This window comes from Paenibacillus sp. P13VS (genome assembly GCF_015143645.1).
Taxonomy (GTDB): Bacteria; Bacillota; Bacilli; order Paenibacillales; family Paenibacillaceae; genus Paenibacillus; species Paenibacillus xylanilyticus_A.
Genome location: NZ_WYEV01000017.1, coordinates 1 through 25,649 on the forward strand (window position 1 = coordinate 1; position 25,649 = coordinate 25,649).

At 48.9% G+C, this 25,649-nt stretch carries 25 protein-coding genes; 10 read left to right on the plus strand and 15 right to left on the minus strand.

From position 1 onward, the window contains the following. Window positions 1-123, plus strand: a 123-nt coding sequence (locus GUA98_RS26710; protein WP_193724950.1) for an IS3 family transposase, incomplete at its 5' end; no start/stop codon positions are given. A 108-nt stretch (window positions 124-231) separates the two neighbouring features. On the opposite strand, the gene GUA98_RS26715 is transcribed toward GUA98_RS26710, so the two are convergent. The 3 genes from GUA98_RS26715 to GUA98_RS26725 are packed head-to-tail and all read right to left on the minus strand — an operon-like array spanning window position 232 to window position 2,567. After that, a complete protein-coding gene (locus GUA98_RS26715; protein ID WP_227780152.1) occupies window positions 232-555 on the minus strand; it encodes a hypothetical protein in 324 nt (107 codons plus the stop codon). Between the two features lie 42 nt (window positions 556-597). Continuing rightward, window positions 598-1,890, minus strand: a complete 1,293-nt coding sequence (locus GUA98_RS26720) for a sensor histidine kinase (RefSeq protein WP_193724951.1) — start codon at window positions 1,888-1,890, stop codon at window positions 598-600. Then, window positions 1,890-2,567 (minus strand): response regulator transcription factor, encoded by a 678-nt coding sequence (locus tag GUA98_RS26725; RefSeq protein ID WP_193724952.1) that lies wholly within the window; start codon window positions 2,565-2,567, stop codon window positions 1,890-1,892. The genes GUA98_RS26720 and GUA98_RS26725 overlap by 1 nt, the downstream gene beginning before the upstream one ends. Before the next feature lie 253 nt (window positions 2,568-2,820). Between GUA98_RS26725 and GUA98_RS26730 the strand changes: the two genes are divergently transcribed. From GUA98_RS26730 to GUA98_RS26740, 3 genes are read left to right on the plus strand one after another with little or no spacing between them, the layout of a single operon-like run. Next, the gene (locus GUA98_RS26730) at window positions 2,821-3,639 is read left to right on the plus strand and encodes a polyphosphate polymerase domain-containing protein (RefSeq protein ID WP_193724953.1); all 819 of its coding nucleotides are present in this window, start codon (window positions 2,821-2,823) and stop codon (window positions 3,637-3,639) included. After that, window positions 3,632-4,312 carry a DUF4956 domain-containing protein gene (locus GUA98_RS26735; protein WP_193724954.1) on the plus strand — a complete coding sequence of 227 codons (681 nt, stop codon included), beginning with the start codon at window positions 3,632-3,634 and terminating at the stop codon, window positions 4,310-4,312. Before GUA98_RS26730 ends, GUA98_RS26735 begins: the two co-directional genes overlap by 8 nt. A gap of 36 nt (window positions 4,313-4,348) precedes the next feature. Beyond that, on the plus strand, window positions 4,349-6,682 hold the full coding sequence (locus tag GUA98_RS26740; RefSeq protein WP_193724955.1) for a carbohydrate-binding domain-containing protein: 2,334 nt from the start codon (window positions 4,349-4,351) through the stop codon (window positions 6,680-6,682). A gap of 109 nt (window positions 6,683-6,791) precedes the next feature. Here the strand turns inward: GUA98_RS26740 and GUA98_RS26745 are convergent, their stop codons facing one another. Beyond that, window positions 6,792-7,370: a class I SAM-dependent methyltransferase gene (locus GUA98_RS26745; RefSeq protein WP_193724956.1), complete on the minus strand. Its 579-nt coding sequence runs from the start codon at window positions 7,368-7,370 to the stop codon at window positions 6,792-6,794. Between the two features lie 29 nt (window positions 7,371-7,399). After that, window positions 7,400-8,089, minus strand: coding sequence for an FHA domain-containing protein (locus tag GUA98_RS26750; RefSeq protein WP_153980383.1), 690 nt, complete (start codon window positions 8,087-8,089; stop codon window positions 7,400-7,402). A gap of 211 nt (window positions 8,090-8,300) precedes the next feature. Here GUA98_RS26750 and GUA98_RS26755 point away from each other — a divergent pair, with 211 nt between their 5' ends. Continuing rightward, a complete protein-coding gene (locus GUA98_RS26755) occupies window positions 8,301-8,456 on the plus strand; it encodes a hypothetical protein (RefSeq protein ID WP_153980384.1) in 156 nt (51 codons plus the stop codon). A 218-nt stretch (window positions 8,457-8,674) separates the two neighbouring features. On the opposite strand, the gene GUA98_RS26760 is transcribed toward GUA98_RS26755, so the two are convergent. Then, window positions 8,675-11,251, minus strand: a complete 2,577-nt coding sequence (locus tag GUA98_RS26760) for a DUF2339 domain-containing protein (protein ID WP_193724957.1) — start codon at window positions 11,249-11,251, stop codon at window positions 8,675-8,677. Window positions 11,252-11,423: 172 nt separating this feature from the next. Next, window positions 11,424-12,467 (minus strand): LCP family protein, encoded by a 1,044-nt coding sequence (locus tag GUA98_RS26765; protein WP_193724958.1) that lies wholly within the window; start codon window positions 12,465-12,467, stop codon window positions 11,424-11,426. 115 nt (window positions 12,468-12,582) lie between these two features. On the opposite strand from GUA98_RS26765, the gene GUA98_RS26770 reads away from it, so the two are divergent. After that, entirely contained in the window at window positions 12,583-13,557 is a 975-nt protein-coding gene (locus tag GUA98_RS26770; protein WP_193724959.1) for an aldo/keto reductase, read from the plus strand. A gap of 143 nt (window positions 13,558-13,700) precedes the next feature. Here GUA98_RS26770 and GUA98_RS26775 read toward each other — a convergent pair whose 3' ends face one another. The 3 genes from GUA98_RS26775 to GUA98_RS26785 form a co-directional block, all read right to left on the minus strand. Beyond that, window positions 13,701-14,156, minus strand: a complete 456-nt coding sequence (locus GUA98_RS26775; RefSeq protein WP_193724960.1) for a MarR family winged helix-turn-helix transcriptional regulator — start codon at window positions 14,154-14,156, stop codon at window positions 13,701-13,703. A gap of 82 nt (window positions 14,157-14,238) precedes the next feature. Continuing rightward, window positions 14,239-14,916, minus strand: coding sequence for a TIGR00266 family protein (locus GUA98_RS26780; protein WP_153980388.1), 678 nt, complete (start codon window positions 14,914-14,916; stop codon window positions 14,239-14,241). Further along, window positions 14,913-15,311, minus strand: a complete 399-nt coding sequence (locus GUA98_RS26785) for a winged helix-turn-helix transcriptional regulator (RefSeq protein WP_095290738.1) — start codon at window positions 15,309-15,311, stop codon at window positions 14,913-14,915. Before GUA98_RS26785 ends, GUA98_RS26780 begins: the two co-directional genes overlap by 4 nt. A gap of 166 nt (window positions 15,312-15,477) precedes the next feature. On the opposite strand from GUA98_RS26785, the gene GUA98_RS26790 reads away from it, so the two are divergent. Further along, window positions 15,478-16,665: an MFS transporter gene (locus GUA98_RS26790; protein WP_153980389.1), complete on the plus strand. Its 1,188-nt coding sequence runs from the start codon at window positions 15,478-15,480 to the stop codon at window positions 16,663-16,665. Between the two features lie 223 nt (window positions 16,666-16,888). Further along, window positions 16,889-17,734, plus strand: a complete 846-nt coding sequence (locus GUA98_RS26795; RefSeq protein WP_095290736.1) for an aldo/keto reductase — start codon at window positions 16,889-16,891, stop codon at window positions 17,732-17,734. 149 nt (window positions 17,735-17,883) lie between these two features. On the opposite strand, the gene GUA98_RS26800 is transcribed toward GUA98_RS26795, so the two are convergent. The 3 genes from GUA98_RS26800 to GUA98_RS26810 form a co-directional block, all read right to left on the minus strand. Beyond that, window positions 17,884-19,986 (minus strand): glycosyl hydrolase family 18 protein, encoded by a 2,103-nt coding sequence (locus GUA98_RS26800; RefSeq protein WP_193724961.1) that lies wholly within the window; start codon window positions 19,984-19,986, stop codon window positions 17,884-17,886. Beyond that, window positions 19,986-21,563, minus strand: coding sequence for a chitinase (locus tag GUA98_RS26805; protein ID WP_193724962.1), 1,578 nt, complete (start codon window positions 21,561-21,563; stop codon window positions 19,986-19,988). Before GUA98_RS26805 ends, GUA98_RS26800 begins: the two co-directional genes overlap by 1 nt. Before the next feature lie 391 nt (window positions 21,564-21,954). After that, window positions 21,955-22,989 carry a pectinesterase family protein gene (locus tag GUA98_RS26810; RefSeq protein WP_193724963.1) on the minus strand — a complete coding sequence of 345 codons (1,035 nt, stop codon included), beginning with the start codon at window positions 22,987-22,989 and terminating at the stop codon, window positions 21,955-21,957. 166 nt (window positions 22,990-23,155) lie between these two features. Here GUA98_RS26810 and GUA98_RS26815 point away from each other — a divergent pair, with 166 nt between their 5' ends. Continuing rightward, window positions 23,156-23,935, plus strand: coding sequence for an ABC transporter ATP-binding protein (locus GUA98_RS26815; RefSeq protein ID WP_153980393.1), 780 nt, complete (start codon window positions 23,156-23,158; stop codon window positions 23,933-23,935). Between the two features lie 53 nt (window positions 23,936-23,988). Further along, window positions 23,989-24,126 (plus strand): hypothetical protein, encoded by a 138-nt coding sequence (locus GUA98_RS29850; protein WP_227780153.1) that lies wholly within the window; start codon window positions 23,989-23,991, stop codon window positions 24,124-24,126. Between the two features lie 83 nt (window positions 24,127-24,209). On the opposite strand, the gene GUA98_RS26820 is transcribed toward GUA98_RS29850, so the two are convergent. Together GUA98_RS26820 and GUA98_RS26825 are read right to left on the minus strand one after the other, a co-directional pair. After that, entirely contained in the window at window positions 24,210-25,505 is a 1,296-nt protein-coding gene (locus GUA98_RS26820) for a glycosyltransferase family 2 protein (protein ID WP_193724964.1), read from the minus strand. After that, the gene (locus GUA98_RS26825) at window positions 25,498-25,641 is read right to left on the minus strand and encodes a hypothetical protein (protein WP_167301716.1); all 144 of its coding nucleotides are present in this window, start codon (window positions 25,639-25,641) and stop codon (window positions 25,498-25,500) included. Before GUA98_RS26825 ends, GUA98_RS26820 begins: the two co-directional genes overlap by 8 nt. Between the last annotated feature and the right edge of the window lie 8 nt (window positions 25,642-25,649).

Below are 25,649 nucleotides of genomic sequence, written 5' to 3' on the forward strand. Positions count from 1 at the left end.
CGAACGCTTACCGAAGCACAAAGCAAAATCGAAAAATACATCCGTTTTTATAACAGAAGGCGGCCACAACGGAAACTAAAAAAACTGACGCCGGTAGAGTACCGACGTCAGTTTGCCGCCTAGGGTCTTTTTTCAATGTCTACAAAATGGGGTCTTGACCAGTGGAGGTTGGGGTCTTTTTTGGCGTCCATTGATTACGATGTGGCTAGTACCTGCATTGATCCAATGATCTTAGTCCACGTATCCAGCGTGGCCTTTTTCCATGAGATAGTCCATTTCGGCATCCAGAATGCCTTCTACTGTCAATTCATCGAGCTTCACATCTTTGCGGCTCAGGATGTAGTCAGCCAGATCATCGCCGTCGATGTCCACTTCACCCTTGGCATTTTCATGCGCTTTGTTGATGTAGGCTTGCTCATGCTTCAGCACAAGCGAAATATTCGCCTGGCTCGCTTTGGTTTTGTCCGCAATATATTGCATCATTTCCTGCTCATTAATCGAATTCGCTTCCGTCACGTTCAGTTCAGCTCCTTGGTTCATACATACTGTTGCCATTGTAGCATAGGTTAACCCATAACAGACATGCCTTATTCAGATCTAAGTTAGACGAACATAGAACGTAGCTCCCTCTCCTACTACACTACGAGCATAGATCTGACCTTTGTGCTGGTCCACGATGGATTTGGCAATCGCCAGACCGAGACCATGTCCACCATGCTTGCGTGCTCTGGATGCATCCGTACGATAGAACCGATCGAAGATACGATCCAAATGCTCTGGTGCAATACCTTCCCCTGTATTGGAGACGGCTAGTACCACCTCATGATTATGCTTCTTCAGAGAAACATTGACTGCGCCTTTGGCTTTGGAATATTTCACGGCGTTATCCAGCAGAATCAGAATGACCTGCTTGATCTGTTCACTATTGCCATGGACCATGAGCTCCGGCTCAATGCTGTAGTCGAGAGATATATTTTTCTCAAAAATAACAGCTTCCATCGTCAAAATAATGGTCTCTACCGCATCGCTCATATCAAACTTGGAGTGGATCATCGTGGAACGTGAATCATCGATCTCGGTCAGATATAACAGATCACTCGTTAACCGGGACATACGCTCTGTCTCCGACTTGATATAATGCAGCCATTTGGACTGGTTATCGATTGTATCGTCCCGATTGGCAAGCAGCACGTCGGTGTTGGTATTAATGATGGCAAGAGGTGTCTTCAGCTCATGAGAGGCGTCCGCGATGAACTGTTTCTGTTTATCGAACGCTTCCTTGACCGGAGCAATGGAACGATTGGCAAAATAACGGCTCAGGAAGTAAATAACGACTAACATGAACAGGCCTACGATGGTGAAGGTATAGATCAGATTCGTAAGAATGCCCTGCTGGGCAGTTACATCAATGAACGCAATCATATGTCCATCGCTGCTCGGATCAATGAGATACGCCCAGTTCGTTCCATTTAGCGCAAATTGTCCGGTCTTACGCTCTGAATGATCAGCCTTATCCACCTTCTCCAGTGCCTCCGCGTAAAATGATTCCTCCATGCTGAATCTGGATTGTGAATCCGTAATATTCCACTCATTATCTGTCTTCACCATGAACGAGACCGAACGACCTGGCGGCGAATTGGGATCTCCGACGGGTCCGTTCTGCGGCATGTCCGTTGGCGGATTACCTGCGATTGCGTCATCCCCACGCGGCATCTTGGACGAATTATATGGATTGTGATAGAAATCGGATACCTTGAAGAGCTCCATATTGGTTTCCCGCTGCACATTCTGGTACGTAATGATATAGATCGTCGCAAAAGCAACCAGCATCATGATGGAGATCGATACCAGATTGACGACCAAAAACCGGTTTCGAAGTCTCTTGAACATTAGGCCGTCACCTCAAGTACATAACCTACACCCCGGATGGTATTGATGCGGACCTTGGAGTTCAGGAAGGTCAACTTCTTGCGCAAAAACGAGATGTATACCTCCACATTGTTATACTCCACTTCAGAATCGAACCCCCACAGCTTCTCGATGATCTGCTCCTTGGACGTGATGGCCTGTTTGCGTGTGATTAGCAGCTCCAGCAGCTCGTTCTCTTTCAGATTAAGCTTCATCTCCTTGCCCTGCACGGCCAGCTTCAGCTGCGTTGTATTCAGTTCAATATCGCCAAACTTCAACCCGTCCTCGGGTACAACCTCGCCTTTTCTTCTAAGGGCTGCCCGAATCCGGGCCAGCAATTCCTCTGTCGCAAACGGCTTCGCAATATAGTCGTCCGCCCCACAATCGAGTCCGGTTACTTTGTCCGATAGCTCACCCTTGGCTGTCAGCAGGATCACAGGCGTGTGGTTTCCCTCACTGCGCAGCTTCCTCAGCACGCTGATCCCATCCATCTCCGGCATCATGATATCGAGCAGCAGCAGATCGTATATACCGCTTAACGCATAATCGAGTCCTGATCTGCCGTCATGGACCATGTCCACGGAGTAATTGTTTTTCTTCAATATCTGGGATACGGCCTCAGCCAAATGAACCTCATCTTCCGCAATTAATATTCTCATGATCTATTCATTCCTCTGCCTTGAATTGTTCGTCGCCACTTTCTTTTATTATATCAATCATTCTACCTGCGGAACCTTGAATCAATCTTAATTCATTTATTTTACGAGAACTATTATAGGAAGGTAAAAAAAGATCAACGGAACGTAAAATCATTTAAGATTCATTCAAGGTTGGCGCTCTAAGATACAGACATGGAAGCGATACACGATGAAACAAAACATACAATCCATGGATGAAAGGAATGAATCTTAAATGGCGATTGAAGTATTCAACCGATATGAGAGCAAGTATCTTCTGACCGATGAGCAATATGAACGTTTCTACCGTGATTTGCTGAAGTACATGGAACTGGACGCGTACAACAAGAAACACGAGTTCTACTCCATCAGCAACCTGTACTTCGATACTCCGCAGGATTCCCTGATCCGCGCAAGTCTCTCCAAGCCCAAATATAAGGAGAAGCTGAGATTGCGGGCTTATGGGGTTCCTGAAGAAAATGCCAAAGTGTATCTGGAGATCAAAAAGAAAGTGTTTGGCCTGGTAAACAAAAGAAGAACCGCCCTGATGCTGGATGAGGCTTACGAATTCGTCCGTACGGGACATGCACCGGAGCTGGCAGACTACATGAACAAGCAGGTTGTCGATGAGATCGAATACTTCCTTCGCTTATACAACCTGGAGCCAAAAGTGTATCTGGCCTATGAACGCAAAGCATTGTTCGATAAGAACAGCCGCGATCTCCGCATTACCTTTGACACCAATATCCGCAGCCGCAGATACGATCTGAAGCTGGAGCAGGGAGACTACGGTGAACCACTGGTGGAGGACGGTCGCTGGCTGATGGAGGTCAAGGCGGAAAAAACCGTTCCGTTCTGGCTGTCCCAGCTATTGTCTGAACATGGCTTGTACCGTGTAGGCTTCTCCAAATACGGCAACGAATTCAGACGCCTCGTCCGAACGACGAACCTGAACTACCAGGGGGAACGGATCCTCGTTCCAGGTACCGATTTCGATCCTGCCACGAAACCAAACCAAACGATCATAGAAAGAGAGAGTGTAGTATATGCTTGATTCCATTTTCAGTTCTGCTCTAACCGACACAAACCTGACATTCAGCAGCGCCGTGATCACGATTGGCCTAGCCATCCTTATGGGTGCAATTATCAGTCTCACATACATGAAAACCAATGCAAACACATACTCGCAAAGCTTCACATTAACCATGGTTGTCCTGCCTGTTATCGTTGCGATCATCATCCTGCTGATCGGCAGCAACGTAGCTCGCGCCTTCAGCTTGGCCGGTGCCTTCTCGATCATCCGTTTCCGAAGCGCACCTGGTGATCCAAAGGATATCTCCTACGTCCTGTTCACTATGGCTTCCGGTCTTGCCTGCGGCGTTGGCGCATTTGGATACGCAGTATTGTTCACCGTCATCTTGTGTGTACTGATGTTTGTTCTGAGCCATTTCAAATTCGGAGCCAAGAAGAGTCAACAAAAATTGCTTAAAGTCACCATTCCTGAAAACCTGAGCTATGAAGAAGCCTTTGATGAAGTATTCAAAAAATTCAATGTCGAGTACCAGTTAAACAAAGTGAGAACAACCGAACTTGGCAGCTTGTACGAACTGGTCTATCTGGTTCACCTTGGCCAGCACGTCAATCAGAAGGAATTCCTAGATGCTGTTCGTACACGTAACGGGAACCTGGATATTTCCCTCAACATGGCACCTACGCCGGAATATTAATTCGAGACATTTTATAATCGAGAGGAACGATATATTATGAATAAAAAATGGATTACAGGCAGCAAGTTATGGTCCGTAGCGATGATTACCGCAATGCTTGCGGCATGCAGTGCTCCAGCAGCAACCAGCTCAACCGCCAACGCCGCAACGTCAACAACAGGCACAACCAAAACCGTTTCCGTTAGTGAGCAGACCTCCGTCAAATATGCGGACCTGGTCTCCCTGGATGCAGACGATACCAATGTAAGCTGGAGTGAAGCCGATTCTACAACCATTAAACTGAGCGGGAAAACAGCAACCGTTACCGGCTCCGGAGCCAAAGCGGCGAACGGCTCGGTAACCATCTCCGAGGCAGGTACGTATGTGCTTAGCGGGGAACTGACAGACGGGCAGATTGTCGTTAATGTAACCGATAAAGGAACCGTTCACCTCGTGCTGAATGGGGCAACTATTCACGATAACGACAGTGCGGCCATCTACATTAAGGAAGCTGGCAAAGCTGTGATTACCCTGCAGGAAGGAACGGAAAATACCGTTTCGGATGGTACAACCTACGTATATGCTGATGATGCAACGGATGAGCCCGATGCAGCGATCTTCAGTAAGGCAGATCTGACGTTTAACGGCGCAGGTAAACTCAACGTAACAGGTAACTACAATGAAGGGATCACAAGTAAGGATGATCTCATCATTGTAAGTGGTACCATTAACGTCAAGGCAGCCGACGACGGCATCAAAGGTAAGGATATGCTTGCTGTCCAGGAAGGTACCATTACCGTTGATGCTGAAGGCGACGGTATGAAATCGACCAATGATACCGATGCCGAAAAAGGCTTCGTAGCCATTGCCGGTGGTACATTCGATATCCAAAGTGGTAACGATGGTATTCAGGCTGAGACTGCGCTCGTTGCCGATGGCGGAACCTTTAACATCGTAACTGGCGGCGGCAGCGCCAATGCACCAGCCAAAGCAGAAGAAGGTCCATTTGGCGGCGGTGGCGGTGGCTGGGGTGGCGGAACACCTCCAACAGACATGGGTACTCCACCAGATGGTGAACCGCCTGCTGATATGCCGGCAGCGGATGGAACGAATGCAGCAGGTACAGCACCGGCAAGTTCTGCGGATAAGGCTTCGACTACTGCCTCGGATGCAGATGCTGCGGCCACAACTACAACAGAAACAGAATCAACCAGTGCCAAGGCACTTAAGGCAGGGACAGATCTTACCGTTAACGGCGGTACGTACACCATTGATTCCATGGATGATTCCCTGCACAGCAACAGCAACGTAACGATTAATGACGGCAAGATCTCACTCGAATCCGGTGATGACGGCATTCATGCCGATCTGGTGCTGACCATTAACGGTGGAACAATTGTCATTGCGAAGAGCTATGAAGGGCTTGAAGGAGCATCCATTACACTGAATGATGGTGATGTGGACGTAACTTCTTCAGATGATGGTGTCAATGCTTCGGGTGACATCACTGCAGCAACTGCGGATGCTGAGGCAGCGACAGGAGAAGACAGCACTCAAGCAGCTGACACAACTGCCGCTTCCAATATCTCTGTAACCGAGACGACTGGAACAACATCAACAACTGCAGATACGGTTCAAGCAGATCAAAGTACGGACGCCAATACCAATACTCGCCCACAAGGTGGTGCTCCAGGCGGTATGCCGGGTGAATCTGCTGGAAACAGTGAGCTTCACATTAACGGCGGATCCCTTACCGTCAATGCAGACGGTGACGGACTTGACTCCAATGGTTCCATCTACATGACTGGCGGAACTGTAATTGTGAATGGTCCAACCAATGATGGCAACGGCCCGCTCGACTATGATGGCACATTTGAATTGAGTGGTGGTTACCTGATCGCAGCTGGCAGCTCCGGTATGGCTCAAGGTACATCAGAGAGTTCAACTCAAAACACCATCGTAATGACATTCCCTGAAACGCAAAAAGCAGGAACCCTGGTTCACGTACAAGACAGCGATGGCAACAACATCCTGACCTTTGCTCCGGCAAAAGATTATCAATCCGTTGTCATCAGCTCTCCAGATCTGAAAGAAGACGGCTCTTATGAGATCTACTCTGGCGGAACATCGACGGGTACAGCCACAGATGGCCTGTACACAGATGGTACGTACAGTGGCGGCACCAAAGTGGTTGCATTTCAATCCACAAGCAACGTTACTTGGGTGAATGAATCGGGTGTAACTACTGCCAATACCGGAATGGGTGGTCCTGGTGGAGGACGCGGCCAAGGTGGATTCGGAGGCGGACGAAACAGAACAGAATCCGGTACAACGACAGATAGCACAAGCACAAGTACCAACGCGACAGACTCCACAAACTCAGCAAAATAAGTAATGACGCACAGAACGGAGCGCTGTAAAATAAATCGCCTGTTCAGGATAACAATAGAAGGCGCCGAATTCACTGTAGAAGTGAGTTCGGCGCCTTCTTTCGTTCTCTTCAAAATGTGTATACATAAACCTTTGTACGCAAAGCATCCTTGCACGTGATTGTTCGGAGAGGAACTTTGCCCGGAAGTGCGAAACAGACACTGATAACCCGCGCCCCCGGTGGAAGCTCCCGGCTAAACTTGTCCACGAGCCGGGTCATGGCACCCGGAAACAGGTAACAGACCACACCGTCTGCATGTTCATAGGAGCTCTTGTAGATATCGCCGCGTATGAACCGCAGCCGTCCCCTCAGTGAATTCCGCTCGCCCTTGGCTTTCCTGAATCCAATCATCATGCTGGACATGACTTGAGAGAACCAGAAGGGAATGACCGAATTCTCAATGCCCGTAACACGCTTGCCCGGACAATGACGGACGATGTCCACTCCAAGCGTCCCCCAGCCGGAACCTGCCTCAATGATATCCCCGTAACCCGGAATGCGATGAACCTCCTGAATGACTACCTGCCGGACCATTCTGGATGTGGGCATGGGCGAGATTTCATTTTTCCAGCTGACCAGCACAATCGATATTACGGCGATTAGCGTCACCACGGCAATCAGCCATGGAATGAATTGAATAATCAACATGGCCTCATCCCTTTATTCATACAAACTGGTTACATCATGCCGCCCATAACGCCAGGCACATGTGATTTCATGTATACACCCTTTTTGTAAACGGACTTAATCGTAAAATGGTCACCCAACTTGCGATTGGTCCGATAGATCAGCGAGTTGATCTCATCGATTCCTACCGAATCGCTCTCCAGCATGCTTCGTTCAGGCCATACCTGGCCAACGATCTGCTCTCTCGTCACAAAATGATCCAGTTGACTGTACAGCAGCTTGAACAGCTGGAACTCCTTCTTCGACAGCGGAATTTCCACCTCGCCAATCTGTACCGTCTGCAGGTGATCATGTACCCGGACTCCCTCACCCAGCAGATCGGATATGCGGTATTCGCGTGTTTCTTCGAGATCACCCTCCGTCCGAAGCTGGATCAAACCGTTGACCATGGTCAGAATGTCTCCTTCGGCAAACGGGTATTTCTCATAGGGAACAAGCCGCTGCCCGTTCAATTCGGTACCATTTTTGCTATCCAGATCCTCCACCCACAGCTGACGCTGTGCATCATAATGTATGCGGCAGTGCCGCTTCGATATCAATTGATTATACACGGACAAGTCCGATTCACCGCCGCCCGTATAACGTCCCACCGTGATGGAACGTCCCTGGCTTACGTAAGCAAATGAGCCATCGCTCTCCTGCCCAGGTGTACGAATGACGATTTTTGCCGTCTCCCGCATGTTCATCTCCCACCTTCAATTTTAACTCTAGCTCTATACGTTTCATGAATAATGATAACTTCATCAGATTTGTTCCATTGTTTGCATCCCTGGATATTTATATAGTGTATACAGGCAATGATGTATTCGTTTCTCTACTATACCAGACGTTGTGCTTTTTTTCTCATATCGGTCTTTCATCCAGCCTAATCAACAAGAGAGGGTTATCATCATGAACAAAAAGAAGATTTTCATATACGTACTGCTCGCTTTTACCCTGTCCATTACACTAACTGTCCTGTCACGCATGACAGACGAAAGCAGCGAATTATTGAACGGCACGCCAGCCTCTGAAACATCATGGCTGCAACTGAACACACAGCCGTGAGCTTACTCTATTATAACGCGATCCATGTCATAAACGTTTCACCAATGTCATAACTCACCGTTTGGGTAGAACTTAACTCCCTGCCCACATAATTGCATAAGTCCACATGAAAAAGCCCCTTACACGCTGACATCACAGCGGGAAGAGGCCTGTTTGCTTTGCTTAGAAATATACCATTGGAAATGCGATCTGACGATTGTTCATATTTAAAAAAGTACTTACTCAGGCCGATCCGATTCTTCCACCTGTGGGGTCTTCTTGGCTTGAGCTTCCTCCATCCGACTGGATACCTTCTGATACAGATACGAAATGCCCAGCAATAACACACCAAAGCTGAAGTAGGCGATGATTTTGCTGCCCGTTGTCAGCAAACCTACATCGTAGAACACCATTTTCCCCGTGGAGAACAAGGTCAGACCGAGCCCGAGACGACGAATCATGACGTACCTTCTACGAAATCCGTACGCAATATAGAGAATCGCAAGCAGCAGATACATCAAGCTGAACATCAGACCGATGTCTCCCCATTGGAACTGCACCGTCAGGAAGACCGTGATGACACCCAGCAGGTAGATTCCCGCAATGACCGGGTACCACTCCACGCTCTTGAACTGTCCGCGTATGCCCGCAATCAGCAAATCTCTTCCAGCGAAAAACACGGCAATATTAAAGATAATCAGAACCAGCAGCCCCACAATCTCCGCAGCAGTATGCTGCTCCGCTCCCGGATCGAGTGCCGGCATGGACAACGTCACTGCAAGTGCAATACAGCAGCCTGCTGCATGCAGAAAGGTTGTGTAGTACTTCACCATCTGGTCATGAAATAACTTAGCTCGGCTTAAGCCATACGCCAGTGCGATGGTTAATGCAGCAAACATCAGCCATTTGTAGAACAAGTAGAGCAGGAAGGTCCCATCAACCGCTCGGGTATAGAGTTCATTTGACTCGTACAGAACATATATCCACAGGTTGCCGAGGGTAACGTACTTGAATAGATTCAGTGCGCCAAGCTCCAGCACACTATGATGAATTGTGGGTTTGGACCATATCCCTTTCCCGCTGCCAACCATGGCATAATACGATGTAATCAAAAGCGCACCCAGCGTAATGCAGGAGTATTTCAGCATAAAATAGGATTGCTCCCCCACCATGTACAACACCAGCACATCATAATATACGAAGGTGAACACACACAGGAGCACAACGCCCCATCCCGCACGTTCTACTGACCTGAACTGTTTCAAGTGACCTAGGATAACAAGCAAAATCCCCTCGATTAACCATCCCATGGACAGCCACTTCGCCCCAAACTGGAACGGAATCATCAGAATGGCAAAGGTCAAGGATGTGATATAGAACAGCAGTATGGTTTGTTTCTCCTGAACCATATTGCGCTGTACCCACCCGGCGAGTCCGACATACACCAGCGAGAAAATAAGCGCCAGCAATCCCTGCGCATCCTCCCAGCCTTCTGCGTCAAAGAGTACATACAGCATCAGACAGCTGATGCTCGTATTCATGGCCAGCAGGGCGAAATCCCACCAAGTCAGCTTAACCCGATGTTTGAATGGATACGCGAGTGTAATTCCCAGATATAATGCAAACGTAGCAACCGAATACACCATGCCCACCAAGTTGTTCGGCGATAGCCACAAGAGGATTAACATGCACGGTGTATTAAACAGAAAACTGATATAATGCACGATCGGCCAACGTTTGCCGAAGGAAATAAGTACAATAATGCCGTTAAGAAGCAGCAAATAGACCATGGCAACATATACGGCGTTCCCGCTGAGACCGAAATAGGCCATATACGAGAACAGAGGCAGATAACCGCCTACCAGACCAAGTGAGCAGATCGTCCTCGACTGATATCTTAGCGATAACAGGACGGACACCGCCGATACAAGGACAGAAAGTCCAAGACCCGTATATAGACCGATAATATGGAGCAGAAAATAACTGTAGAAAATGGAACCGAAAAGCACCGAAATTCCGCCTCCCAGCAAGCCCATCGCAAACGTCTGGCGTTTCCGCCGAAACAGCCACTCTCCCCCGGCGAGCATCAGCATGCCGAGCAGGAAGAACGCACCGCCCTTCATTTCATCATTGAACCACGTGGAATACGAATACTGGAACGCTGCACCAACGCCAAGAATAATAAGCAGGATGGCGACCTTGTTGATCCAGCTTAGCCCGATCTTCATCTCCATCCGGTTCTGACGAATCCGGCGCTGAATGGTTTCTTCACTCAATCCTTCCTCCGCCATATGCTCATAGCCAAGGTGCATCTGCTGCCGAACCGCTTCTTCCCGTTCCTGCAGCGTTTGTCTATGCCGTTCGATGCGTTCCTTCACCTCTGCAGCAAGATAAGCAATCCTCTCCTTGAACTCCATCGCATCTTCCTGAAGCTCCTCTGAAGCCTTGTTAAATAGAGCGTTCATGTTTATTTTGGTACGATGTTCGTGAGCTTCCAACCGGTCATTATGTACACCTGTTTTCCCGCGGAAATATGTCTCCATTTTCTCCTGGGATACGCGAATAAGATTCAGCTTCTCATCCAGCATCTGTTCGGACAACGCCATCCTCAGCCGGGCATTCTCCTCCTCCATCTTGCGCGCACGTGCCTCGATCTGACGCAGCTTCAGCTCGTGTGCATCCACCTGCTCACGAAGCTGTTCATTCTGCACAATCAGGTCATCCGACTCATAGTCCTGAAGCAGCGTGTTGTATTCTTTCACCAGCTGCCTTTGCTGCTGCTGAACCTGGCGAAGTCGGTCTTTGAAGTCCTTCATAAGGCTCCTCCATTGGTTGATGTTGATGTGTTTCCCTGTATTTTACTATACATATGCCGTTAAATGATCCTATAGATTGAGATTGGTGCAATAAATGCACAGCAAAAACCCCGGGAAGCAAGCTCGCTTCTCGGGGTTACACCATTTAAAATAATTCTACATAATAAACGTTTTATGCTGCATCCTTCTCTTCCCCATCTGCGGATTCAGGTTCAATGATGTCGGTCGCATCCGGGTCAAGCCAGTTGCTGAGCATGGTCCGTACATGCTGCAGATCATCCTCCGATAGATCATAATACCAAGTTCCACTGCGGGTTGCGCCTTCACCCTTCAGCATATAGTTGCTGATTGTTGGCGCGCTGTCTTTCATATATAAGGACTCGGCAAAGTTTACGATGAAATCCGAGCTCATGTTGGTTGTAAAATTCGATCCGGCAATCTTGATGACGTCCGGGATCTTGGTCAGATTTTTGACCTCCAATGCACGATTCATGAACGCGCTCAGGAAAATCCGGTGGCGCATCGTCCGGTTAAAATCGGAGTCCTCCCGGTATCTGACATAGCCGAGCGCTTCTTCGCCGCTATAGATGGGTTTATTTGCTTCCACAAACAGCTTCTCATGACTCTTGAGCTTGTTCTCAATATTTTTCTTAATCGGCAGTTCAACGCCGCCAACCGCATCGACAATATCCTTGAGTCCGTTAAAATTAATCGCAGCATAGAAGTCCACCTTGTTCCCCAGCAGATTCTCCACCGTATCCATAGCCATCTTGGCTTCGCCATGGGCATAAGCTGAATTAATCTTCGATTTCACATCCCGCCCGACAATCTCGGTATAGGAGTCTCGCGGAATGGACAGCAGCAGCACTTTATTGTCTTCCGGACGCACGACGGAATAGATGATCGTATCCGAACGGCTTGGTTCATTATCCCGTTGATCAATCCCCAGCAGCAGTAGCGAGAATGGGTCAGTGTGTTGTACCACAGGGACTTCTGCATTCTGATCTCCAACCGGTTTGAAGGAATCATCCAGCGCTTCCTTCACCGTACCTGAGGCAAATAGGTTAAATGCCAGCAGTACAAGTTGTTTTTGGTAGACATATCCGAGTCCTCCCAGCACGATCAGCACGCTTAGGGTAATGATTAGAGGTTTCTTCCATCTCTTTTTCGGTTTCTTCGGCTTCCGGCGGGTTAAATGTGCAGCACTGTTTTCCATCATATCTCCTTTAATAACGGGTTCTTAGAATCATTTAACTATATTAATAACACGTTTTCAATAGATTACGTTATAATCTGCTATACAAGAACTGACACAGAAGGAGCGATGATGAATGGAATATCGACGTTTGGGCAGCAGCGGCTTGCGTGTATCGGCACTTGGTCTCGGTACGAATGCTTTTGGTAAACGTGCAGATGACGCGGCTTCAACCCGCATTATTCATGCAGCACTGGATCAGGGAATCAACTTTATCGATACCGCCAACATCTACGCCGGAACCGAATCGGAACGGATTATTGGAGAGGCCCTGCAGGGTCGTAGGGAAAACACTGTGCTTGCAACCAAGGCCGGACTTCCCCGGCATGATGGTCCGCATGGGCGGGGTTCCTCCCGCTATCATTTGCAGCAAGAACTGGAACAGAGCCTCCGGCGTCTGCAGACGGACTATGTGGATCTGTATCAGATCCACACGTTTGATCCGCACACTCCGCTGGAGGAAACCTTGCGAACGCTGGACGATATGGTGTCCTCCGGTAAAGTTCGCTATATCGGGGCCTCCAACTATGCGGCCTGGGAACTCATGAAAGCTCTTGGCATCAGTGAAATGAAAGGTCATGTACGCTATATTTCCACTCAAACCAGCTACTCCCTGGCAGACCGCACGCCAGAGCTGGAACTTGTCCCCATGTGTCTGGACCAAGGCGTCGGAATCATCCCCTATTTCCCACTTGCGGGCGGCATTCTGACTGGCAAATATAATGGACAAGCAGGCATTCCTTCGGGCTCCCGAGCGGATACGGATCCATCCTTCAACCGGTTCCTGCTCGAGCACAATGTCAGATTAGGAGAGCAGGTAAGCGAGAAAGCAGCAGAATACGGCTGCTCTCCAAGTGTTCTGTCGCTCGCCTGGCTGCTGGCTCGTCCAGCCGTTTCGACAGTCATCGTCGGCGCCACACGTACCGAGCAGCTGGAGCATAACCTGGCTAGTTTAAGCCTGGAGCTTACGCCAGACATGATCACAGAGCTGGATCAACTCAGTGACTCGTTCCGTCATGGTGAGCCGTTCGCCTCGTACCGGCTCGAATAGAAGCTATTAAAAAAACCTCCCCGGCTCATGGTCGGGGAGGTTTTCAATGTTTGTATATAGAAGGCCAGGCGCCAGCTTATCTTACGTTGCTTCGATAGGTATATCATCTATGAGTTCAATAAATGTGGGTTACCATACAGCGATTATTCCGATTTATTTTTGATAAGCTCCCGCATAATGTCCATATACTCTTCCTTATGATCGCTTACCAGGTCAAAGAATTGTCTGTCAGCCTCTTCAACCAACTGAATTCCCCGATTGGCCAGTTCCGTGCCTTCCGGCGATGTAGTAATAATGTTCGCACGGGTGTCGGTCTGATGGCGACTGCGAAGGATTAACCCCCGCTTTTCAAGCGCTCGAAGAACCTGAGAGGTCACATTCACATCCACGTTGGCAAAATTCGCAAGCTGAACCTGCGTTACGCCTTTCCCTTCCGTATCTCTCTCATTCAGCCATAAGCAGCCATGCAGAAGTACAAATTGCGGCGGGGTTAATCCCAAGGGATCAAGCACCCTGCGCACTTCCTTCTGCCACATCGTTGTAACCTGCCACAGCAGGTGTCCTGGACTTTCATGTGCGTTTTTATACTGTGAACTCATCTCATTTATTCCTCCATCACTGATGCCTTGGGACTTGTTGTATGCCGTGTATTGTAGAGATAATCGGATAGCTGACTTGTTGTCAGCGGGAAGGGATGAACTGCTTCACCCATTGTCCGAATCCCTGCGGATTGCGGCTCTGGATCAGGACTGTGCCCTCGCCTCTGAATCGGCATACCAGTCCTTCACCACTGGTTACACTGGATAACCAGCCCTGCGATGCTTTTTCGATATGATACTCCATATATTGAGGCCAGGCAACCAAGTGCGCGTTATCCACAATGACTTCTTCTCCCGCGGCCAGGTGAATCGCATGAATTGCACCATAAGAAGACAGGAATACCGTGCCTCTTCCGCTGATCTCAATAATGAAGAAACCCTCTCCCGAGAAGAGGCCCTTCTTCAGGTTTTGCATTTTACTATTAACCTGGATGCCTTCGGTCCCCGCCAAAAAGCCATCCTTCTGCACATAAAGGGAATAAGAGCCATCCAGTTCAACAGCCTCCACACCGCCCATGGTGGAAGGTGACAGCAAAATCTCTGCAGGCCCTCCGGCAGCGGTTAACTCTTGAAAGAAAAACTTCTCCCCGCTGATCATTCTTCCAATTCCGGCAAACATGCCACCCTCCGCAGACCCCTTTAGCTGAACCGTCGGTGTCATGGATACCATGGCGCCGCTCTCAGCCTTGAATCGCTCTCCGCGCTGCAAACGAACCTTGAGCATGGCAAAAGCACCTTCATGCAAAATTTCGTAATTCATTGCTTGATCAGCTCCTTGTTCTCATCCGAATCAAAATGGTTCAATCCATTGTCCTCGAGCATCGCTGATTTGTCTCCGTACTCCTTCACGATGTGCTGCTCTCCCCAATTGCATAGAGCATTCAGAATCGGCTCCAGACTCCAGCCATATTCACTGAGCTCATACTCTACCTTGGGCGGGACCTGATTATAGACGATCCGGTTCACGATGCCGTCGTCCTCCAGCTCCCGAAGCTGCTGGGTTAACATCTTTTGGGTAATGGCGGGCATAATACGCTTAAGATCACTGGTACGTTTTTTGCCATGCGTGAGATGACAGAGAATAACACACTTCCACTTGCCGCCGATCACTTCAAGCGTAGCCTCGACCGAGATATTGTATTTTTTTCTGTTCATTATATGCTTCCTCCCTAATCATCTGATGAACTTGCCAAGCTTATCTATATAGGCACCAAAAAGTACGTATGGTACTAAAAAGTACGTACTATTCATTTTGTATCGAATAATTCATAATAGCATTTGCCGGTACGTAAATCTACATTCGGGGAGTTGAACAAGAAACATGGTACAAGATTCAAAACGCAGCACCTGGGCCCTGCTCGCACTGGCCATTAGTGCGTTTGCCATCGGCACCACTGAGTTTATCAGTGTTGGACTGCTGCCACTCATTGCGGGTGACCTGGGCATTTCCGTAACTACAGCGGGACTGACCGTTACTTTATATGCGCTCGGTGTAACCTTCGGGGCGCCCATCCTGACCTCATTAACTTCAACCGTGTCACGCAAGACACTGTTGATGGCCATCATGGTTGTTTTCATTGCAGGCAATACGATGGCCGCGCTATCCAGTGGCATCACCATGCTGCTTATAGCCCGGATTATTTCAGCCCTGTCACATGGGGTGTTTATGTCCATCGGTTCCACTATTGCGGCTGACCTCGTGCCAGCAAACCGCCGGGCCAGTGCCATTGCGATTATGTTCTCGGGCCTGACCATCGCTACCGTGACCGGGGTGCCTCTGGGTACGCTGATCGGTCAACATTTAGGCTGGCGTGCTGCTTTTATTCTCATTGTTATTGTCGGTATCATTGCCCTAATTGGTAATATGGTACTTGTTCCTTCCACGCTGCAGCGCGGAACACGCACAGCATTCCGTGACCAATTGAAGCTTGTAACGGGAGGGAGGCTGCTGCTGGCGTTTGCGATTACAGCGGTCGGTTATGGAGGTACATTCGTCGTTTTCACGTACCTGTCTCCGCTTCTGCATGATATCAGCGGATATTCCGAGAAAACCGTGGCAGCCATTCTGTTGTTATACGGAATCGCCATTGCAATTGGCAATATCATTGGGGGCAAAGCCGCCAACCGTGATCCGCTGAAGGCATTATTTTATATGTTTATCGTTCAGACGATCATTCTGGGCATACTGTACTTTACCGTACCGTTCAAGCTGGCAGCACTGCTCACCATTCTCGGCATGGGTCTCCTTGCCTTCATGAATGTACCCGGACTTCAGATGTATGTCGTCACGCTCGCAGAACGCTATGCGCCACAGGCTAAGGATGTGGCTTCTGCCTTCAACATCGCTGCCTTTAATGCGGGTATTGCCATAGGCGCATACCTGGGCGGGGTCATTACCGACTCCATTGGGCTCGTGCATACGACTTGGGTTGGTGCAATAATGGTTCTTGCCGCCGTTCTTCTTACAGGATGGGCCAGAGTACTTGAACGCAGATCATCAGTTGCATAAGCATTTGATATAAGAACAGACTGCACCAAAAAAATAGAATTCTCAGACTGATCACGCTCGGCAACTCATGAAGCCCTTATTTAAAGGAACCGGTTTTGCATGGTATAGTATTATAGTATGTTGGACCCTATTTAATCTACTCTCATTTAATTTTGGGGGATCAGATTGAACAATTTTGAGAGTTACTTTCTGTGAATTACGAACACACTTAGGAGGTCATCACATGACAGCACAACACTTACAATCCACAGTAGCTTTGCATAACGGCGTTCAAATGCCTTGGTTTGGACTAGGCGTATTTAAGGTAGAAGAAGGCGCAGAATTGATCGAAGCGGTCAAAAAAGCAATTCAGCATGGATACCGCAGCATTGATACTGCCGCTATATACGGTAACGAATCCGGTGTTGGACAGGCGATTGCCGAAGCGTTGAAAGAAAACAACCTGAAGCGCGAAGAACTGTTTGTCACTTCCAAAGCCTGGACTGCAGACCTTGGATATGAAGAAACTCTTGCAGCCTTCGATACAACTTTGAACAAGCTCGGTCTGGAATATCTGGATCTGTACCTGATTCACTGGCCAAAAGCGGGCAAATACAAAGGTGCATGGAAAGCGATGGAAGAGCTCTATGCTGCAGGACGTATCAAAGCGATTGGAGTAAGCAACTTCCAGATCCATCACCTTGAAGACCTGATGCAGGATGCCAAAGTGAAACCGATGGTTAACCAAGTCGAGTACCATCCTCGCCTTACTCAGGTTGAACTGAAAGCCTTCTGTGAGAAACATGGTATTCAGCTTGAAGCCTGGTCCCCGCTGATGCAAGGTCAACTGCTGGACAACCCGGTGCTTACCGAGATTGCTTCTGCCAAAGGCAAATCCGTGGCACAAGTCATCCTGCGCTGGGATCTGCAAAACGGTGTCATCACCATTCCGAAGTCCACTAAGGAAAATCGGATCATTGAGAACTCTTCCATCTTCGACTTTGAATTGTCCAACGATGAGATGGATCGAATCAGCGCCCTCAACGAAGATGTTCGTGTTGGACCAGACCCGGACAACTTTGATTTCTGATTTGAATGAAGCAAAAAGCCTCCATTCCCTCGCATATGCGGGGGGTGGGGGCTTTTGTGTGTTTTGGTTTGCAATCCTTCTCAAGGAAAAGCCTTATCACATAGAGGACACTCCTGAGTTCCTCAGGAGCATCCTCCTTTACAGGTATGTTACGGTTGAAGCTGCCACAATGCAGCCACATTGGAAGGCTCCCACCCCGGTAAGGAGGTATGGGATTGCAGGCATTTATACGTTTTTCCATTATACGTAACCAGCTGCCCTACGACATAAGCCGTATTTGCCTGCCAAGCGGAGACGCCGGGATTCGTCGTACCCACTTCGGTTTTCACCGTCAAGGCACTGCTCGCAGCAGACAGGTTGCCTGCCGCATCCTTCGCTTTTACTGTAAACGTATAAGAGGTGTCTGCCGTTAGACCCGTAACAGTTGCAGTTGTTCCACTAACGGTTGTTACCAAAGCAGTTCCGTTGTATACCTCATATCCGGTTACACCAACGTTGTCCGTGGAGGCTGCCCAGCTAAGGGTGATCGTAGATGAGGTTTTGGCAGTTGATGTGAGGTTGGTCGGCACGGTTGGTGCTTGGGTATCTCCCCCCGGCTGAACCGTAGTGCTTACTGTAACGCTATTACTAGCTGCGGATAGATTGCCTGCGGCATCCTTTGCTTTTACCGTAAAGGTATAGGAAGTACCTGGTGCAAGCCCGCTAATTGTTGCGGTTGTTCCAGTAACGGAAGTCACTAGGCTAGTGCCATTGTAGACGTTATAACCGGTAACGCCAACGTTATCCGTCGAAGCATTCCAGGCCAATGTTACGGAGCTTGTAGTTACTCCTGTCGAACGGGCGTTACCCGGTACACTCGGTGCCGTCGTATCCGCAGGAGGCACTGTACCCCCGGTTGACAGATCCGATTTCAACTTGTTTTGGAGTGTCTTGTTGCGGTCCCCACTGAGCTCCCAGAACATCGCTCCGCCAAGCCCTTTGCTCTTGATATATGCGGTTTTGTGTCCAATGGACTCCGCATCGTCATAGCTGATGAAGCGCTTGTTGGAGGCGTTATAGAGAAACGGCACTTTGGCTGTGTCGTTCCAATAGCGTGTGTATCCATTCTTATTAATGTAGTTCGCTTCCAGATCGTAAAAGTCAAAGGAGCCTGCCTCCCAAGTTCCTATAGAAGAACCACCCGAACACGTTTGATACTGGCCGTTATTCGCCTGTGCACATCCATCCCAGCCTCGACCGTAAAATGGAACACCCAGCACCAGCTTGGCAGCCGGTACTCCTGCATTCAGATGTCCTTGTGCTCCGGCAGCCACATTAAAAGTATTGCTATCTGGTACCCCTGCACTTGCAGCGGCAGGATCCGCATTCAGCGGTGCATTGTGTGCACTGATTTTCTGCCAGGCTCCGTTAAAATCGTAGGTCATGATGTTAATCCAGTCAACGATGGAAGCGATGTTCGCAAGCTCCGTATTGGCAGCATAGGTTGGAGATGCTCCGCTTGCAATCGTAAGCAGGTACTCTTTGCCGTCAACGGCTTCTGCCGCATCCAGCTTCTCGCGGATTTTGCTTAGGAGAAGGGTATAATTTTGCTTATCTTCTGGACGCTTGCTGTTACCATCCAGCCCGCCTGATACCGGGTATTCCCAGTCAAGATCCACCCCGTCAAAGTTGTATTTCCGCAGGAAATCGACTGCAGAGTTGGCAAAGACCTCACGGGTAGCTGATGTTGCGGCTACATCGGAGAAACGGTTGGACCACGTCCATCCTCCAATGGAGATGATTGTTTTCAGATTCGGATTGACCTGCTTCAGCTTGTTGAGCTGATTGATATTCCCTGCATAGGGCTGATCCCATGTGTCCCCTGCAAATTGTTTACCTGTGTCGATCCAGGGGTCTCCCAGAACAATCGTTCCATTCGGTACGTTAATTGTCTGGCTCTTCTCATTCTGGCAGCTCCAAGTCACCGGATTGGGGCCCGAAGGGTCTGGATTTCCATGAATGCCGTTCCAGCAAATATCAGCAAAGGCATAGTTGATATGCGTCACCTTGGTGGGATCAATATCCGTCACATTGTAGTTTCGTCCGTATGCCGCCCAGGCAGGATAGTAACCGACAATTTTATAGGCATCTGCTGCTTCGGCCGTTCGAGATTGAAGTGTAAATGAAGGGATGATGACTGATAAGAGCAGGACCACACCGAGGAGAACCTTACCGACTTTTTTGAAACCCATGTGTTTGGCTTTATATGACATTAGTACACAACCTCCTTCGTCGTTTGCGTGCTGAGCCCGTTCAGATACGAACGATGTGCGTTTGAAAATTGAAGGTTCGTATATGCATCCCAGTTAATGGACCAGGTCATAATGCCCTTAAGGCCCGGATACCCCGTGGGTTGGCGCAAGGTATAAGAACCGCCGTAGGATACACCCTTGATCAAATAATTCAGTGCCTTCTGCAGTTCTGCAGGTGATGTATAGCCCCCACCGGCTGCCTGCTGGGATGCCGGTACACCGATCGCAATCTGATCCGGACGCAACGGACTGAAGAATGAACCCGAGCTTCCACCTACTTGAAAGCCCTGAAGCAGCATCTCGGCCATGGCTACATGGAAATCTGCTGTGCCCTGAGCGTAGGAGCGTCCGTCCAGCCCGACCATGGAGCCACTGTTGTAGTGCTGCACATGGAGCAGCGTCAGGTCGTTACGCAAGGCATGAATCACCGGCAGATATGCTCCCCAGGGACCGCCATAGGACAGATAACCACCTTGGACATAGGCCGTCTCCGGTGCTGCTGTAAGTATGAACTCACTGCCAAAGTGTGACTTGACCGCCTTGACACCCTGGATGAGATTAACGATCTTGGGTGTCGTCGGATTACGGAAATCGGTATCCCCTGCATTCAGGGAGAGGGAGCTTCCTTCCAGGTCGATATCCAGACCATTGAAACCGTATGTTGAAATAATGGATTTCAGTGACTCCTCGAACTGCTGCCTCTTGCTTGCATCGGTAAGCTCAATCGTTCCATTGGCTCCTCCCATGGACAGCAGTACTTTTTTTCCCTGACTCTGAAGATATGCAATATCCGATTTGAACTCGGCTGTCGTTGCGTTATATGGAGTAAAAGCGAGCGTGCCGCTGCCGTGCGAAACCGGCTCGGCAAAGGAAACATTAATGATGTCGTAAGCTGTGGACACGTTGCGAAGTCTGATATTGGTAGAGCCATTATCGAAGTTGTGCCAGTAGCCGATCAGCCATTTGTTACCGATTGGCCCCGGATTCGGAGTTCCCGTGGAAGTCGTTACACTAAGTGGATTGCTTGCAGCAGACACATTGCCTGCAGCATCTTTTGCTTTTACTGTAAAAACATAAGCTGTGCCGCTAGTTAGCCCACTTATTGTCGTTGTTACAGCTGAGGTGCTCTTCACGAGAGCCCCATTTTGGTAAACGTCGTATCCGGTAACCCCCACACTATCCGTGGATGCATTCCAGGTAAGCTGAACTGAGGTTGCCGTGATCGAGGATGAGGTTAAGCCTGCAGGAATGGAGGGTGGGGTTGTATCCGGAACAGGTGTCTCTCCTCCCTCCCCGGGACCATCTCCAACATAGGTCCATAGTGCAGGAACCAGAGGAGGCTCCCAGCCGTTCAAAGCCGTATGGGACTGAATGCATTCATAATTTTTGTTTTGATATGTTACGAGGTCTCCTTTCTTGTATGCGGTGCCGGCCTGCCACTGGGCAGCGGCGTCTGCTCTTGGTGCAAACCACGAAATGATCAGAAGAAATGCCAAAGCGACTATGATAACCGGGCGGACTCGAACAGCTTGATTCAAGCAAAATCCCTCCTGTACTCAGCTTGTTTTCACCTTGCAAAAGCTTCTCTGTGCACTGGCATGTGATCTGCGGCGATAGGAATTTAATTCGTGATCCATATTTACGTTTGCAACTCCCCCTCTCTCTTCGACATCGGATCTGCCGTCCATTTACGTTTAAGATTAATGACATCCAAATTTTACAGGAAATTTACAGATCCTCATCTGTATTTAATCAGTAAACTGCAAATGAGATAAGGGATAAATTATTCTTTTGGAGGGCGAAAATTGAATATGACGCAAAAAAAAGACTGTCTGCCAAGCCCCTAACGGACTTGAAAGACAGCCTTGTATAAAGCTCCCGCAGCAGGCAGTATAACGTTGCCCCTGAGGAACTAGGAATTGTTAAGCTTCAGCCAAAGGGCTGCCATTCATCCTCTCCGGATAACACGCGAGATAATGAATATTCCCCGGCCTGCTGCTCATTCAAAATGGTTGCCCACGGCACGCGTCCTGCCCCGCTCCCTGCTCCCGGGCCCCTGCTGTTATATTCGGCGAACACCACGCTGGCCTCTGCATCAGGTTTGTTCCAGTTGTGCCAGCCCTCCTGCTTCACATGAGCACCCATCCAGCAATGCAGGAAGCATACTTTGGCGTGATTTCTCCACGGCCTGCCGAGGTATACGGATTGCGGGGGTGCATCGCTGGTCAGGGAACAGTCAATGAACACATAGCCGTACCGGACATCTTCCGGTGTAGAAGCTGCAGTGATCCAGCCATGAACTGCCTCTGCAGAGGCAGTAGGGTCATCAAACGCGCGTTTCTTCGCAAAAATCTCACAACCCTTAAATACAGCTGTAGCCGAACCAAAAATAAAATCGATATCGCCCTCGATATAACAGTCTTCATAATATTGGCGCAGCTTCCGCCTTTCTGCCCCTTCTCGGGGACCACCGAAGAAGCTCCGATCTAATGGCTGTTCCGGAAGCGGCCCGGTGAAAATCGTATCCTGATGTCCGATAAACCGACATTTGCGAAAAGCGGCCCGGTCCCCATCCACATATACGGCAAGAGCCTGCCCAACATCCTTGCCGGGACCCGCTGAGTTTACGAAGGAAAGCCCCTCTGCAGTGAAGTCATCCGCACCAATGAAGGCTGAATACGAATGAAATGTATGATAGGGCTCCCCGTTAGGGAACGACTTGAGGGCATAGTCGTCATATGTAACAATGGTCTGCTCTGCTCCCTCACCGATGAGATGAATCCATGGTTTCTCCATGTGCAGCTTCTCAACATACACACCTTGCTTAATACGAATAATGAATGTCTCGGTACAAGGTTCCGGTATGGCGTCGATTGCAGCCTGGATGGTGGGAAAATCGCCGCTCCCATCGAGTGAAACCGTATATGTGCGGGCGTTCTTATCCTTGGATATCGACTCTTTCATGACCAACGGCCTCCTTATTTTTAGCGTCCGTACACTTCGTATTGAATGCGTTTACAACAAATTTGTCCCATCTTAGCAGAGTCCACGTGGCTTGACAATATCAAAATATCTGTGACTACAATACAAATAGGATATACAAGCGGAAAACAGAAGGAAGGAATACGACATGATTATTGATGTACAACACGTGACTTGGAAAAGGGGACCGATCACCCTGCTGAACGATGTCAGCTGGCGGGTTAATGATGGAGAACACTGGGCGCTGCTCGGCCTGAATGGCTCCGGCAAGACCACGCTGCTTAACATGATCACCGGTTACCTCTGGCCTACCGAAGGCTCGATTTCGGTGCTTGGACATCCGTATGGAGAGGTCGACCTGCGTGAACTGCGCAAAACCATTGGTTGGGTCAGTTCTTCCCTCCAGGAGAAATTACATGGGACGGATCGGACTCAATATGTCGTCATTAGCGGCAAGCATGCCACGATTGGTCTATATGACAAGCTATCCGATGAGGATCTGGATCAAGCCCGGGAACTGATGACCACTCTTGGCTGTCAGCACTTGTGGGATCGCGAATATCGAACCTGCTCCCAGGGCGAGAAGCAGAAGCTTCTTATTGCCAGAGCCCTCATGGCGAATCCGCGCATTCTTATTTTGGACGAGCCCTGCAATGGGCTTGATCTGTTCTCCCGTGAGCGGTTGCTGGAGAGTATCAGCGAATTATCGCAGAGACCAGACTCTCCTTCCCTGATCTACGTGACCCACCATACCGAAGAGATTCTGCCCGTGTTCAGTCATAGTCTCCTGCTTCGGCGAGGTGAGGTTGTGAGCAGCGGGCTAACCTCTGAGGTGATGAACACCGAAGTGTTGAGCATCTTTTTTGAAGCCCCTGTAGATGTGGACCGACATGGAGATCGTGTCTATGTGAGAGCAGCCGTTAAATAAACAGCTCCTCTGCACACAGCCTGAGTACTTAAAAAGCCAAAAAACTTATCCACATGTGGATAGGTTTTTTGGCTGCTTCAGGTTATTCCATCTATCCACAGCATGCTGTGTGTTATTTGCTTGCCGAGTGGAACAAAAACAGCGGAATTCGTTGTCTGCGCAGCCTTCCGTTTCCATTGTTCGAAAGATAATACCTATTGTGCACGTGCTCTTCCATAAAAAAAGACTGCCTCTGAACAGGTCAGAAACAGCCTTTGTTTTACCATCAATGAACTCAGCCGAATCGCTGCGTTTTATACCATTTGGTTTCTCTGCGGAACAGCTTGTCCCCAATGAGAGAGACAAATGCCTTAACAGAGATAACCAGAAACAGCTGGGCATATGTGAAGTAGGAAAGGCAAGCCACAATGAAGTTTTGGGTATTGCTCTGTCCAATATCGGCGGAAAGCGCCAGATTAATTTGCAGTACATAGATGTAATACATAAGTGCCCAAGCGATAACTAGATATACGTATACGTCTCCGGAGAATTGAAATGGAGAAATAACGTTGGGATTAAACAGTGCGATAACTTGGTATACAAGGTTAGAAACAAAGATAATATCCGAAACAATAATGGCGATCATAAACCAGAAATAACTCGCAGCATAGTACAAGACATGGAGTTTAATTCTCCAGCTTGTACGGTCGAACAGATGCTTAATATTATCAATAACGACCTGATAGTTTCCCTTGGACCAGCGCTGGCGCTGTTTCATATACACTTTCAGCTGCTCCGGCTCCTGTTGATAGGCTTCCGCTTGCGGCGCTAGTGCAATAAGCTGACCACGGGTAAGGATATCAAACGAAACTGCCGTATCTTCTGTAATGGCGTCGGGATCCCATCCACCAATTTCACGAATCAGATTGGCCTTAATGATATAGTTGGTGCCTGGAATCGTCCCGAGCTTGAATAACTCCCATAGCCCGGTGTGGTGAACCCGCTGAACGGTTACAAGCTCCAGATTAATGCAGCGGGAGAGAAAATTCTGACCCCGGTTACGAGCCTTATTACGTCCAAATACAGCACCGTGCTTCTCAGGGTTCTCCAGCGCTTTCTGTGTCAGAAACATTAATGCATTTCGTTCAGGTGCCGCATCTGCATCATAAATGCAGATCCATTCGCCCCAGGCAAGTTCGAGACCATCATTCAGTGCACCGGATTTCCCTCCAGTGCCTTTCCGCTCCAGAATCGTGAAATCCCGGTCTGCATAGCTACTCTTTGCCTTGAGCTCCTTAAGCCGTTCAGCTGTATCATCCGTGCAATTATCTGCGATGACGATGACCTGAACTTTATGTTTGGGATAGTTCAGACGCAGAATATGCTCCACCGTGGAAACGATAACTACACCTTCATTATGTGCAGGCACCATAACCGTTACCGTTGGATAGTCATCCATGTTCTCCGGGATTTGAATTCCCTTTTTCTCTTGTTTATTGATGAATCGAATAGCCCCGGCCATAATGACAATAGATTCAGTGACCGATATCCAGATACTAAGAATGGACATCAGCAGCAGGAAATCAGCCATTCAACTTCCTCCGATCATATTTCCTGTTGATTTTCCCTCGAAAACGCAGTGTGGCGACGGTTAAGATAAGTATGGTAATCGTGAAGAAGCTGCTGACGATAATACAGAGCGGAACAAACCATGTTAAATAATTCACCGGACTAT